Here is a 14,474-nt window from a genome sequence, read left to right on the forward strand (position 1 = left end):
TTATATTATAACCTTTCAAGCTTCTCCTGACCACCCATATATGGTCGTAAAACTTCCGGAATTGTGACAGTACCATCTTCATTTTGATAGTTCTCAAGTAGGGCAGCCATCGTTCTTCCAACAGCAAGTCCACTACCATTTAAAGTGTGTAAAAGTTCCGCTTTAGAATCCTTATCACGCTTGAATTTAATATTGCCGCGACGTGCTTGGAAATCTGTCATATTTGAAATTGAACTGATTTCCTTATAATCATTGTAGCTTGGTAACCAAACTTCAACGTCGTATGTCTTAGAAGAACCAAAACCGATATCACCAGTACATAATAGCACCGTGCGGTGAGGGATTTCTAAAAGATTTAAGATGTTTTCTGCATGATTCGTCATCTCTTCTAGTGCTTGCCATGAATCTTCTGGACGTTCTAGGCGAACCATCTCAACTTTGTTGAACTGGTGTAAGCGAATTAAACCACGTGTATCTCTACCTGCTGAACCCGCTTCACTTCTAAAGCAAGCTGTTTGAGCAGTGAATTTCACTGGCAGTTGATCGTTCTTTAATGTTTCATCTTTGTGGAAGTTTGTGAGTGTCACTTCCGAAGTTGGAATCGTGTACATCTCTTCATCTTCAATTTTGAATAAGTCTTCACCGAATTTTGGTAATTGACCAGTCGCATACATTGCTTCAGCTCTAACAATTTGTGGCGTCATCATTTCACGGTAGTTGTTTTTTGCATGGACATCTAACATTAAGTTCATCAGTGCGCGCTCTAGACGCGCACCGTCACCTGTATGGTAGACAAAGCGCGCACCTGATACTTTAGCAGCACGGTCAAAGTCTGCAAGTTCTAGATCGTCTAGGATATCCCAGTGTGCTTTTGGCTCAAAGTCAAAGTTTCTCGGCTCTCCCGTACGTCTAATTTCTACATTTTCACTATCATCCTTCCCTTGAGGCACATCATCATGAATTAGGTTTGGAATACGGCTCATTTTATCATGAAACTCTTCTTCAATCGTATTTAAGCGCTCATCAATATCTTTGATTTCTTCTCCGACTTCACGCATTTCTTTAATGACATCATCAGCATCTTCTTTATTTTTCTTTTTAATTGCGATTTCTTGAGAGACTTTATTACGCTGACTTTTCAATTCTTCTGTTTTTTGAATTAGTTCACGGCGTTCTGTATCAAGGCCTAAAATATCATCAATGACTACAGGATCTAATCCTCTTAATTCAACTTTTTTCTTCACATTGTCCGTATCTTTTCTAAGCAGTTTAATGTCTAACATAATATGACCTCCAATTTTTATATTTATGCTCATTCAGATGATTAAAACAAAAAGACCACATCCCTGGTAAGGGACGTGGTCTACGCGTTGCCACCCTAATTAGCATCAGTGTACTGATACCATCTCTATCTGATAACGGCATAAGCCGACTACTTCTTGAATGAAAGATAGAAATTCACAATTCCGACGGTTATTTTCACCAACCATAACCTCTCTTGAGTTGACGGTCTTGCTACTGCTTCTTTCGGAAGTAGTAATTATTAATTTGATGCTATCTTAGCTTATCAAACTAAAAATTGCAAGCTTATAACTTGAGCCCTGGACGTTCAAAAATAACCTGCCCATTTGCAATAACAGTATGAGCATGATTGACGCCGTAGTGATATGGAATATATTCATGATTCGGTGCATCCCAAATGACTAGGTTGGCATCATCACCTTCATCAAGCGTGCCTCTGTCCACATCGATCGCCTGTGCTGCATTGACTGTGACTGCATTCCAAATTTCATTCGGTGTCATCTTCAATTTTAAGGCTGCAATAGCCATAATCATCTGTAGATTATCTGTCACACAACTACCAGGATTGTAGTCTGTAGCAAGTGCAACAGCACCACCTTGGTCAATCATGCCACGCGCATCAGCAAATTCATTTTTGCCTAAGTAAAATGTTGTTCCTGGTAATAAGACAGCGACAGTATTTGAGTCAGCTAGTTGTTTTTTACCCGCTTCACTTGCCGCAACGAGGTGATCCGCACTAATCGCATCTTGTTCAATCGCAAGTTCTAAACCACCAAGTGGATCTATTTCATCTGCGTGGATTTTGACTCTAAATCCTTTTTCTCTAGCAGCTTCCATATATTTTCTTGATTGCTCTACAGAGAAGACGCCTGTTTCTGTAAAGATATCTGCAAAATCTGCTAAACCTTTTACATCATCGAGTAAGGCAATCATTTCATCCAGAAATTCTTCTGAGTCTCGTCCTTTAGGAACTGCATGTGGGCCTAGGAAGGTATGACGCATTTCAATCGGAAATGCTGCTTCTAAACGTTTCGATACTTCGAGTTGTTTGAGTTCTGTTTCTTTGTCTAAGCCGTATCCGCTCTTACTTTCAACGGCCAGAACCCCATGTTGAATCATGCGAGTAATATTTTTAGCAGCCTTATTAAACAAGTCGTCGGCTGATGCTTCTCTCGTTCTTTCAACGGTATTTAAAATACCACCACCTTGTTCTAGTATGGTTAAGTAGTCCACACCTTGGCGTTTCAGTGACATCTCATGTTCTCTTGAACCACCGTGAACCACATGTGTATGAGGCTCAACTAGGGCAGGGGAGACAATCATTCCTTGTGCATCAATGAATTCTTTAGCTTGAAAATCACTGGTATCTTTTCCTGCATAGACGATTTTTTTACCATTGATGACAACGACCGCATCATCAATGATTTCAAGTTCATCCATCTCTTTGCCTTTCAAAGGTCCTTCTGTTTTCTTCGGTAAAATTAAAGATTTTATATTTTTAATCATTAAGTCGTTCATTAGTGATTCTCCTTTAGCATTGGAATATTAACGCCTTTTTCCTTGGCTGTTTCAATCGCGATATCATAACCAGCATCAGCATGTCTTACAACACCCATCCCCGGATCTGATGTTAATACACGTTCGAGACGGCGAGCTGCACGGTCGGTCCCATCAGCTACGACAACCATACCAGCGTGCAGCGAGTAGCCCATACCCACACCGCCACCGTGGTGAACACTAATCCATGATCCACCCGCAGCAGTGTTAACTAAGGCATTGAGGATTGCCCAGTCTCCGACTGCATCACTACCGTCTTTCATACTTTCAGTTTCACGGTTCGGACTGGCAACGGAGCCTGAGTCCAAGTGATCTCGTCCGATAACAACAGGTGCTGAAAGTTCACCTGATTTCACCATGTCATTTAAGGCTAGTCCCATTTTGGCTCGTTCGCCGTAGCCTAACCATGCAATTCTTGATGGTAGTCCCTGAAAAGCAATCTTCTCTTCTGCCATATCTAACCAGCGTAATAGTTTTTCATTGTCTGGGAACAGTTCACGCATCTTTTTATCAGCTGCTTCTATGTCTTTTGGATCTCCACTTAAGGCTGCAAACCTAAATGGTCCTTTACCTTCACAGAATAAAGGTCGAATATAAGCTGGTACAAAGCCAGGGAAATCAAAGGCATTGTCTACACCTGTATCATAGGCAACTTGGCGAATATTGTTACCATAATCAAAGACGACTGAGCCATTTTTTTGAAAAGCTAACATTGCTTGAACGTGTTTGGCCATTGATTCACTTGATAATTTCACGTATTTAACTGGGTCAGCTTCTCTCAATGGTTTTGCTTCTTCTAAAGAATAACCTTCAGGCACATAACCGTTTAAAGGATCATGAGCAGATGTTTGATCAGTCACAACATCAATTTTAAAACCACGACTCAGAATTTCATGGTGGACTTCAGCTGCATTACCTATGAGACCAATGGATAAGGGACGTCCTTCATTTCTTGCCTTGTCCGCTAAGTCTAATGCCTCATCCAGTGATGCTGTTTTCACATCTAGATAACGTGTTTCGATGCGTTTATCGATTCTAGTTTCGTCAACATCCACACAAAGCGCGACCCCTTCATTCATAGTGACTGCAAGTGGTTGTGCCCCGCCCATACCGCCTAAACCAGCAGTTAAGGTTACCGTTCCACGTAAACTACCACCGTAGTTTTGATTGGCAAGTTCTGCAAAGGTTTCATAAGTACCTTGAACAATGCCTTGTGAGCCGATATAAATCCATGAACCTGCTGTCATTTGTCCGTACATCATGAGCCCTTTCTTATCTAGCTCATTAAAGTGTTCCCAGGTCGCCCATTTCGGTACCAGTACAGAGTTCGATAAGAGCACTCTCGGCGCTTCTTCATGTGTTTTAAATACTGCCACAGGTTTACCGGATTGAATCAGCATGGTTTCATCTGCTTCTAGATTTCTTAAAGTGTTTTCGATTGCTTCAAAAGATTCCCAGTTTCTAGCTGCTTTACCGATGCCACCGTAAACCACTAAATCTTCCGGACGTTCTGCTACTTCTGGATCTAAATTGTTATAGAGCATACGTAATGCCGCTTCTTGCTCCCAACCTTTACACTCGATTTCTAAGCCTTTTTTAGCTTTGATTTCTCTAACCATATTGGTCATCCCCTTTGATTTTTATAACATTTCTCTTAAAGCTGTTGATAGGTCGTTAATTTCATATGAAAAATTACGGTCCTGGTCTATGAAATCTGCAATCAGACGATATTCTTTGAATTTCTCAAAAGTTTTTGGTGATAATTTATCAATCCCTTTAATTTCTACTGCCGTTAAAGCTATAAAAAGCTCAGTCGCTAAGACATTTCTTGTGTTATTAATAATGTCTCTGGCATGCCTTGAACCAATAGTACCCATAGAAACGTGGTCTTCTTGGTTAGCTGATGATGGAATAGAATCCACACTCGCAGGGTGGGCGAGTGTTTTATTTTCAGATACTAGACTTGCTGCAGCATATTGTAAGATCATCGCACCGGATTGAAGTCCTTCTTCTGGACTTAAAAAGGCAGGTAGATCACCATTTAAGGCCGGGTTGACTAGGCGTTCAATACGTCTCTCTGAAATATTAGCAATTTCAGCGACTCCAATTTTTAAGAGATCCATTGCGATAGCGATCGGTTGCCCGTGAAAGTTACCTCCAGAAAATACTTCATCCTCACTAAAGATAAGTGGGTTATCATTTGCCGCATTCATCTCAATTTCTAATTTTTCTTTAACGTATTTTAGGGTCTGTAACGATGCCCCGTGGACTTGTGGAATGCATCTGAGTGAATAGCCATCTTGAACTCTTAAGTCACCTTGTCTCGTTGTTAACTCAGACCCTTCAAGATAGTCAAGCATTTGTTGTGCAGCATAGATTTGTTCTGGATAACCACGCGACTCATGAATCTGATGATTATAAGCATCTGTAATCCCGTTTAGTCCCTGATGAGTCAGTGAAGCAATCCAAAAGCTGTCCTGCATCATTTTTTCGGCCTCAATGTAATTAATGACCCCCTGAGCCGTCATAGGTTGAGTACCATTAATGAGTGCCAGACCTTCTTTGGCCTGAAGGGTAATAGGCTCGATACCTAGGGATTCTAGAACATTATGTGTCGGTTGACGTTCACCTAGATAGAAGACCTCTCCTTCACCAATTAAAGTGAGTGCCATATGAGACAGTGGTGCAAGGTCACCTGAGGCACCGAGTGAGCCTTGCTCAGGCACAACTGGAATAATCCGTTTGTTGATGAAGAGTTGTAGCTGATCAACAAGATCTCTTGTCACACCTGAATGTCCTTTAAGCATCGTGTTTAGTCTCAGTACCATCATGAGTAGAGCGACGGGTTCATCAAAGGGTTTACCCACACCACAAGCGTGCGAGCGGATTAGGTTCACTTGTAAGTCTTTCACCTTCTCTTTTGAAATCAACACATCACAAAAGAGACCAAACCCTGTTGTGATGCCGTATATTGTTTTTTCTTGGTCGATAATTTTATCGACTACTTTTCTTGAAGCATCAACTTTCTGATAAGCTTCCTCGGTAATTTCTACGGTACTCTCTGTATTTCCTAGGAAATCTTTGAGCGACTCAATATTTAAATTTTCACCATCGAGCTGTAAAACTGTCATGTAATCCCTCCTAAATTTACCTATTAAAAAAAGACATAAAAATCCCTTTGGATTCTCATGTCCCTATTAGCTAATGTCTATGACACTTAATATTTAAATGTGATTAATGCCTAAACCTAACGCTTCGTGTTCCTTACCTTTAATTGGTGCACCAATGGTACCGTAAAAGCAAACAGCGAGCCATTCACCCTCATCATCACTATCGTACGGATTCCCTCTAACGATTGAAAAACTTAATCCAACAGTACGCATGATGTCTCCGACACTGAGATCTCCACGAGTTACACCTTGTAAAGCTTCTAGAATCGCATGGTAGAGTGAGTGTGTTTCTCGGTAAATATCACCATCAATAATATCACCACGTTTTGCAGCAGTTTCTACCGATGAGATGACCTTTTTTAAATCCATAGAGCCTACCTTACCCGTCATGATTTTAAATGATTTAAACTGAGGTAAGATGTCTAGGGCTGTTTTTTCATCTGTCAATGCAACAAGTGTAGTGAACTTTCCAAAATCACGATGAGTATTTTGATTCATATCTATTTATACCTACCTAATGTCTAATAACTGCATCCATTATAGCGCTTTCATTTTTAGAATACAAGAATGTTATATTTTTTTAGATTGGGCGATAATGCTAAATTTATTTATATTATTGAAAGAGGGTATGACTATGTTTAAAAAGACGAATATCTTAAGACTCTCCTTAAGTTTTTTAGTCGTCATTCTATTATTTTTCGGATTTTTAATCGGTATACAATTCTTCACAGCAGAAGTTGATATTCTCTTCGTTCAATATTTACTCGCAGCTGTTCTGTGGATCGATATGATTTTAGGTCTCTTGATTATATTTAGCTTGTTCCAAATGCTATCACTTATAGACAAAGATGAGATATTTACATCACGTGCACTCTTGGTCATGACTCGTATTCAGAAGCTTATTCTTGCTATTGCCGTTATTTCTTTAGGCCTCATGCCATTCTTTGTCACAGTCGCTCACCTTGATGACGCACCAGGCTTTGTCCTATTTGGCGTCGGTATACTATTCATACCGTTCGCTATTTATTTCTTAGTATTGGTATTGAAAGATATACTGATTAAGGCGATTGATCTGCAGAAAATTCCGTAGGTATCCTTTCTACGCGAACTCATTTTATTTTCGTAGCTCAGCAAACACCCTAAACACAAAAAATCCCCCTGTTTTCAAAAAAACAGGGGGATTAATCAATCTATATCTTATTTTTCCTCGGAATCAGTAGCTGAATCAGATTCTTCTTCTGACTTGCCTTCAGGTTCCAAGGAATCCTCAGTTCCGTCAGTTTCTTCTTCTAATTCTTCTTCACCGATTTCGCTTTTCACTACTGCAACAGTTCCAACATCTTGATTGTCATCAAGACGAATGAGGCGAACACCTTGAGTGCTACGACTCATCACTGAAATAGTGTCGATAGTTAAACGGATGATCACACCTTTTTCTGTGACAATCATCATGTCTTCATCTCGGTCAACTGATGCGATAAAGACAAGTTTACCGTTTTTATCATTGAGCTGAGCTGTTTTAACACCGTAACCGCCACGATTGATGGAACGGTACTGATCTTCATGAGTGAGTTTACCATAACCTTTGTCTGTAACGACTAAGACATGTTGACCGGATTCTAGGACGTCTACACCAATGACTTGGTCATCTCCACGGAGCTTAATACCTTTAACGCCTGCCGCAGTACGTCCCATTTCTCTCACTTGTGTTTCTTCAAAACGGACAAGGGAACCGTCTCTTGTTCCAAGAATAACTTCTTTAGAACCGTCAGTTAAACGGACACCAAGCAATTCATCATCTTCTTTGAAGCGAATCGCAATCTTACCGTTTTTATTTATGCTCTTGAACTCATCGAGTGCTGTACGTTTAACTTGACCATGTTTGGTTGCAAAGAGTAGGTTATACCCTTCTGTCTCTTCTTTGTCTTTCACACTGATCATCGTCGAAATAAATTCATCTTTTTCGATTTCAATCATATTTACAATCGGAATACCTTTAGACTGACGTGATAACTCAGGAATTTCGTATCCTTTCAGTCGATATACTCTACCTTTATTTGTAAAGAACATGATGTAATCATGCGTACTCATCGTCACAATCTGGCTCACAAAGTCGTCATCTACTGTATTCATACCTTGAATACCACGACCACCTCTATGCTGTGCGCGATATGTCGCCACTGGAAGACGTTTAATGTAGCTGTTATGACTAAGTGTGACAACGATATTTTCTCTTGGAATAAGATCTTCATCTTCAATATCAGAGATGTTACCGATTGTAATTTCTGTACGACGATCGTCACCGAATTTGTCACGAATCTCTGTTAATTCCTCTTTGATAACTTCAAGTAACTTATTGTCATCATCTAAAATTGCTTTTAGATATTCAATCGTTTTTAGCAATTCGTCGTATTCAGACTGGATTTTATCCCTTTCTAAACCTGTTAAACGACGTAATCTCATATCGAGAATCGCTTGTGCTTGACGCTCAGAGAATTCGAATTGACTCATCAAACTCGTCTTCGCTTCTTCATCAGTCGCTGAGGCACGAATCGTCTTGATGATTTCGTCGATGTAATCAAGCGCCTTTAATAGACCTTCTAGAATGTGCGCACGATCTTGCGCACGTTTTAATTCATACTTCGTACGACGTGTCACAACATCTTTCTGGTGCTCTAAGTAGAAATATAATACTTCTTTAAGACTGAGTACTTTCGGTTCACCATTCACAAGGGCAAGCATATTAATACCAAATGATGTCTGAAGGGGCGTCTGTTTATATAAATTATTCAATATAACATTCGCATTCTTATCTTTACGGATTTCAATAATGATTCTTACGCCTTCTTTAAGGCTGGTTTCATCACGTAAATCTGTAATACCTTCGATTTTCTTATCTCTTACGAGCTCAGCAATTTTTTCTACTAGACGTGCCTTGTTTACCTGATATGGAATTTCAGAGACAACGATACGTTCTTTACCATTCTTCATCTCTTCAATTTCACAACGTGCACGCATCATAATAGAACCGCGTCCTGTTTCATAGGCACGCTTAATGCCACTCTTACCAATAATCAAACCTGCTGTCGGAAAGTCTGGTCCTGAGACAAATTCCATCAATTCTGAAGCCGTTACATTTGGGTTATCAGCAAGTGCTAAGACTGCATTTGTCACTTCACGTAGGTTATGCGGTGGAATGTTCGTTGCCATCCCAACTGCAATACCACTTGAACCGTTGACGAGTAGGTTAGGGAAACGAGCTGGTAAAACAGACGGTTCACGTTCATTCTCATCATAGTTCAATTGGAAGTCCACGGTATCCTTGTTGATATCACGCATGAGTTCCATGGAAATCTTACTCATTTTTGCTTCAGTGTAACGCATTGCTGCTGCCCCGTCACCATCCATAGAACCGAAGTTCCCTTGACCGTGAACGAGTGGGTAACGGTAAGAAAAAACTTGAGCCATACGTACCATAGCATCATAGATGGAAGAGTCGCCGTGTGGGTGATATTTACCCATAACGTCTCCGACGATACGAGCAGATTTTTTAAATGGTTTGTCAGAAGTCATGCCATTGTCATGCATGCCGTAAAGAATTCTACGATGTACGGGTTTCATTCCATCTCGAACGTCTGGTAAAGCACGTGAGACGATGACACTCATGGCATAGCTTAAAAACGAGCTTCGCATCGTTTTCGTTATATTAATCTGTTGAAATTTTTCTTCTTGGTCTGCCATAATTCAAGTCTCCTTTTTAAACGTCGAGATTTTCTACGTATCTCGCATTTTCTTCAATAAAGTTTCTGCGATGCTCAACGATATCACCCATCAACATTTCAAATGTCTGATCAGCTGCAATCGCATCATCCAGTTCTACTTGAAGTAACGTTCTATTTTCCGGATCCATTGTCGTTTCCCAAAGCTGATCGGCATTCATCTCACCGAGACCTTTGTATCTTGATATTGAGATCTTAGGTGTTTCCGGTAAAGTGCTGCGGAGGACATCGAGTGCCTCATCATCATACACATAGTGTTTTTTCTTCCCTTGCTCAACTTTGTAAAGTGGTGGCTGAGCAACATAGATATAACCGTGTTCAATCAACGGTCTCATAAATCTAAAGAAGAAGGTTAACAATAAGGTTCTAATGTGTGCGCCGTCGACGTCAGCATCTGTCATAATGACAACTTTGTGGTAACGTACTTTAGAAATATCAAATTCATCTCCAATACCACTACCTAGTGCTGTTACCATAGAACGGATTTCATTGTTGCCTAAAATACGATCTAGACGTGATTTTTCAACGTTTAAAATCTTACCTCTTAACGGTAAAATAGCTTGATGCTTAGAGTCGCGACCAGATTTCGCTGAACCACCAGCAGAGTCACCCTCTACGATGAATAACTCACTTTTCGCAGGGTCTTTACTTGAGCAGTCTGCAAGCTTACCAGGAAGACTTGAAACCTCAAGCGCAGATTTACGACGTGTCATTTCACGTGCTTTTTTAGCTGCAACTCTAGCATGCTGAGCATTAATTCCTTTATCGACAATTATTTTAGCAGTTTGAGGATTTTCTAATAAGAAACGCTCAAAGCCAGCAGTAAACAATTGATCTGTGATTAATCTCGCTTCACTGTTACCAAGTTTGGTCTTCGTCTGACCTTCAAACTGAGGGTCAGTGTGCTTGATTGAAACCACTGCAGTTAGTCCTTCTCTAACATCTTCACCAGACAGTCTTTCATCAGTAGACTTAATTAGATTTTGTTTGGTTGCATAGTTATTAATGACCTTAGTTAAAGCACGTTTAAAGCCATCTTCATGCGTTCCGCCTTCATGCGTATAAATGTTGTTCGCATAAGTGAGGAGGGTTGTCGTATACCCATGATTATATTGCATGGCAATTTCAACTTCGATTTCATCTTTCTCATCGTCCATGTAGATAATTTCTTCATGTAAGGCATCTTTTGTCTTATTTAATTCCTCAACAAATGATTTAATTCCACCCTCGTACAAGTATTCAAAATGTACAGCTTCCTCATCGCGCTCATCTGTTAAGTTGATTTTCAGACCCTTGTTTAAGAAGGCGAGTTCTTTAATACGTTTTTGCAGAATTTCTAAATCGTATTCTGTCGTTTCTGTAAAGATTTCATCATCTGCTTTAAAGCGGATGACTGTACCTGTCTTATCAGTTTCACCAATCACTTTTAAATCAAAATCAGGAATACCAAGTGAATATGATTGATGATGAATTTTCCCATCAAGGTGAACGTACACTTCAAGTTTTGAACTCAGTGCATTAACAACCGATGAACCGACACCATGCAGTCCACCGGACACTTTATAACTGGAGCCATCAAATTTACCACCAGCATGTAGGACAGTTAAGATAACCTCAACCGCCGGACGTCCCATCTTCTCTTGAATATCGACTGGAATTCCACGACCGTTATCCGTCACTTTAACCCAGTTATCTTTTTCAATTGTGACATTGATTTCAGATGCATAACCTGCAAGGGCCTCATCGATACTGTTATCGACAATTTCCCATACTAAGTGATGTAATCCTCTGGATGACGTTGAACCAATATACATACCAGGTCTTTTTCTAACCGCTTCAAGTCCCTCAAGAACCTGAATCTGACTTGCACCATATTGATCTATATTTTCTTCTGCCATGTTCTCACCTTCCGCTATTCATCGATCTTAATTTGACCGTTTTCTATTTCGTACAGCTGCATATCATCCATAATCGCATGGTTGATATCGCTTATTGATGTCGTCGTAACAAAGGTTTGAACTCTGTTTCGAATCGACGTTAACAGATGTGCCTGACGTACTTCATCCAGTTCACTTAGTACATCGTCGAGTAACAAGACCGGATATTCTCCGACTTCCTCGTTAATCAACTCAAGTTCAGCAAGTTTCACAGACAAAGCTGTTGAACGTTGTTGTCCTTGGGAACCATAAGTTTGAACATCGAACTCATTGATTGTAAAACCGATATCATCTCTATGTGGTCCGACGAGCGATGTGCCACGTTCAATTTCCTTATCTAAGTTTTCACTGAGAAGCTTTGTAATCTCTTGTTGTAAATCGTCTGCATCCTCATTGTCATATTTAATATTCGGTTTATAAATGACTTTTAAGTCTTCTTTATTATTTGAAATATCTCTATGGATTTTTGATGCGTGTTTTTCAATCGTATCGATAAACTGCTTGCGCTTTATAATAATTCTCGTCGCATGCTCCGCCATCTGTTCATTCAGTACTTCAATCATGAGCTCATCGACCTTACGAGATTTTAAATACTGGTTCTTTTGAGCTAAGACCTTGTTGTAACTGGATAGATGACTGAGATACACTTTTGAAATTTGTCCGCACTCCATGTTAAGAAACTTACGTCTAACCTGAGGCGAACCTTTAACGATATTGAGGTCTTCCGGGGCGAAGAGCACAGTATTTAAATGGCCAATATACATAGACAACTTAGCAGACTCGAGGTGATTTACCTTAGCTCGTTTGCCGCCCTTACCGATACTGATCGATAGGGGAATGCTGGATGATTCTGTTGTCACTTGCCCATTAATGTAAGCTTCTTCTTGATTGAATTGAATTAATTCCTTATCTTTTGATGTCCGATGACTCTTCGCAAGTGATAAAAAGTATATCGCTTCTAAAAGATTCGTCTTCCCTTGGGCATTTGGCCCAATAAAAATATTTAACTTAGGATGAAAATCTAAAGATAAGGAATCATAATTACGAAAGTGAGTTATGGAAATACTGTTTAATATCATTGATCTGTATACTTAATTTTGTATTCGCCAATACCTTCGATGACGAGTTCATCTCCGTCATGAAGCTTCTTGCCACGACGATTTTCTTCTTCCCCGTTTAAAAACACTATATTTTCACTTAAAAACCATTTAGCTTGGCCACCCGTACCAATGATGTTTTGGTGTTTCAAAAATTGGCCTAACGTAATCAAACCGTTTAAATGAATTGTTTCCATAGACATAACCTCCTAGAACATACTCATTCATTATACTACATTTTTGATACTTTTTCACTTTTACAGGCCAAATGATGCCCACAGAGCGTTTTAAAGTCAAAAAGGTATTTACCTACCTAGTAAAAATAAAAAGTGACCAGAGGCCTTTTATTTAAAATAAAAGGCATGGTCAAAAAATTAATTAACTATTTTTCTAGTAAGTTCTTATAGGTAAGATTAATTGCACAACTTCAGTCGAATCACTTGGCGTAATCGTAAATGGTCTCATCGTACCGAAAAATTCGACGGTTACTTCTTCAGATTGAATTGCACGTAGGGCATCCATCATATATTTCGAGTTAAATGAAATCTTAATGTCCTCACCTTCAATGCTAGATGCAGTAACTTCTTCGTTTACTGTCCCAACTTCAGGTGAATTAGATGTCAATTCCACATTTCCATTTTCTACTGACATGCGAATAACATTGTTGCCACCTTCTCTTGCAAGTAATGAAACACGGTCTATAGCGTGATAGAACTCAGCATTATTTACATTGACTTTAGTTTCGTAATTCTCTGGGAAAAGACGTGTTGTATCTGGGTAATTTCCTTCGAGTAATCGAGAAATGAATCTCATATTGCCGTAAGTAAAGAGTACTTGGTTTTGTGATAGGTTTATTTCGACATCTTCATCAGAGTCTGACAAAATTTTACTTAATTCAGATAGAGACTTACCTGGAATAATTGCATTTGATGCATCAGTGTTGAATGTTTTATCCAGTAATTTTCTAAGTGCAAGACGGTGAGAGTCTGTTGCTGTAAATGAAATATGATCATCTTTAAATAACCAGTTCACACCAGTTAAGACAGGTCTTGTTTCAGATAGGGATACTGCAAAGTTTGTCTGGTTAATAATCGTTTTTAAGACAGTTGAAGACATTACTAGGCTATCCGCTTCGTTAACTTCTGGTAAGAGAGGATATTGGTTTGCATCTTGACCACTTAAATTAAACTCTGATTTACCTGCGGTAATTTTAGTAGAGAACTGTTCATTGGTTTCTAGTTCAACAAAATCACCGGAAAGTTTTTTAATAATATCAACAAAGAAACGTCCTGTTAAAACGACAGAACCTGGTGATTCTATTTCTAGAATTTCTTCGTTATCTATTTCTGTTGGTATTGTAATTTCTATAGAGATTTCGGAATCACTACCTGTGAGTACCATTTGATCATCTGAGACATCGATTTTTATTCCACTTAAAATAGGTAAAGTTGTTCTAGGTGAAATAGCTTTTAAGCAATGATTAAGTTGTTCGATGAAGTATTGTCTATTGATACTAATTTTCATAAGTATGTACTCCTTATTTATTAAATATATAGTAATAAAATAACAGTAATAATAGTAGGCCCTGTGAATTTGTGGAAAACTAAGTTAAAGCTTTAAGTATTAACTTAT

Annotated in this window: 11 protein-coding genes; 1 reads left to right on the forward strand and 10 read right to left on the reverse strand. The window is 39.2% G+C overall.

Going from position 1 to position 14,474, the window contains the following annotated elements; translation table 11 throughout:
• Window positions 1-5: 5 nt before the first annotated feature.
• The 5 genes from serS to hutP all read right to left on the reverse strand — a co-directional run bounded on the left by serS (window position 6) and on the right by hutP (window position 6,527).
• On the reverse strand, window positions 6-1,283 hold the full coding sequence (serS, locus tag JEM45_RS07555; protein WP_198687218.1) for a serine--tRNA ligase: 1,278 nt from the start codon (window positions 1,281-1,283) through the stop codon (window positions 6-8).
• A 304-nt stretch (window positions 1,284-1,587) separates the two neighbouring features.
• Entirely contained in the window at window positions 1,588-2,820 is a 1,233-nt protein-coding gene (gene hutI / locus JEM45_RS07560) for an imidazolonepropionase (RefSeq protein ID WP_026867081.1), read from the reverse strand.
• Complete coding sequence (gene hutU, locus JEM45_RS07565; RefSeq protein ID WP_198687219.1) at window positions 2,820-4,478, reverse strand: urocanate hydratase; 1,659 nt, start codon at window positions 4,476-4,478, stop codon at window positions 2,820-2,822. The genes hutI and hutU overlap by 1 nt, the downstream gene beginning before the upstream one ends.
• Window positions 4,479-4,499: 21 nt before the next feature.
• Entirely contained in the window at window positions 4,500-5,990 is a 1,491-nt protein-coding gene (gene hutH / locus JEM45_RS07570; RefSeq protein WP_198687220.1) for a histidine ammonia-lyase, read from the reverse strand.
• 93 nt (window positions 5,991-6,083) lie between these two features.
• The gene (gene hutP, locus JEM45_RS07575) at window positions 6,084-6,527 is read right to left on the reverse strand and encodes a histidine utilization transcription antiterminator HutP (protein ID WP_026867084.1); all 444 of its coding nucleotides are present in this window, start codon (window positions 6,525-6,527) and stop codon (window positions 6,084-6,086) included.
• A 136-nt stretch (window positions 6,528-6,663) separates the two neighbouring features.
• On the opposite strand from hutP, the gene JEM45_RS07580 reads away from it, so the two are divergent.
• Window positions 6,664-7,119 carry a DUF2975 domain-containing protein gene (locus JEM45_RS07580; RefSeq protein ID WP_198687221.1) on the forward strand — a complete coding sequence of 152 codons (456 nt, stop codon included), beginning with the start codon at window positions 6,664-6,666 and terminating at the stop codon, window positions 7,117-7,119.
• Between the two features lie 107 nt (window positions 7,120-7,226).
• Here the strand turns inward: JEM45_RS07580 and gyrA are convergent, their stop codons facing one another.
• The 5 genes from gyrA to dnaN all read right to left on the reverse strand — a co-directional run bounded on the left by gyrA (window position 7,227) and on the right by dnaN (window position 14,366).
• The gene (gyrA, locus tag JEM45_RS07585) at window positions 7,227-9,770 is read right to left on the reverse strand and encodes a DNA gyrase subunit A (protein ID WP_198687222.1); all 2,544 of its coding nucleotides are present in this window, start codon (window positions 9,768-9,770) and stop codon (window positions 7,227-7,229) included.
• A 16-nt stretch (window positions 9,771-9,786) separates the two neighbouring features.
• Window positions 9,787-11,706 (reverse strand): DNA topoisomerase (ATP-hydrolyzing) subunit B, encoded by a 1,920-nt coding sequence (gyrB, locus tag JEM45_RS07590; RefSeq protein WP_026867087.1) that lies wholly within the window; start codon window positions 11,704-11,706, stop codon window positions 9,787-9,789.
• 14 nt (window positions 11,707-11,720) lie between these two features.
• On the reverse strand, window positions 11,721-12,824 hold the full coding sequence (recF, locus tag JEM45_RS07595; RefSeq protein ID WP_026867088.1) for a DNA replication/repair protein RecF: 1,104 nt from the start codon (window positions 12,822-12,824) through the stop codon (window positions 11,721-11,723).
• Window positions 12,821-13,039 (reverse strand): S4 domain-containing protein YaaA, encoded by a 219-nt coding sequence (gene yaaA / locus JEM45_RS07600; protein WP_370545354.1) that lies wholly within the window; start codon window positions 13,037-13,039, stop codon window positions 12,821-12,823. The genes recF and yaaA overlap by 4 nt, the downstream gene beginning before the upstream one ends.
• Before the next feature lie 193 nt (window positions 13,040-13,232).
• Entirely contained in the window at window positions 13,233-14,366 is a 1,134-nt protein-coding gene (gene dnaN, locus JEM45_RS07605) for a DNA polymerase III subunit beta (protein ID WP_026867090.1), read from the reverse strand.
• Window positions 14,367-14,474 lie beyond the last annotated feature (108 nt).

The sequence above is a fragment of the Jeotgalicoccus sp. ATCC 8456 genome (genome assembly GCF_016313225.1).
Lineage (GTDB): Bacteria > Bacillota > Bacilli > Staphylococcales > Salinicoccaceae > Jeotgalicoccus > Jeotgalicoccus marinus.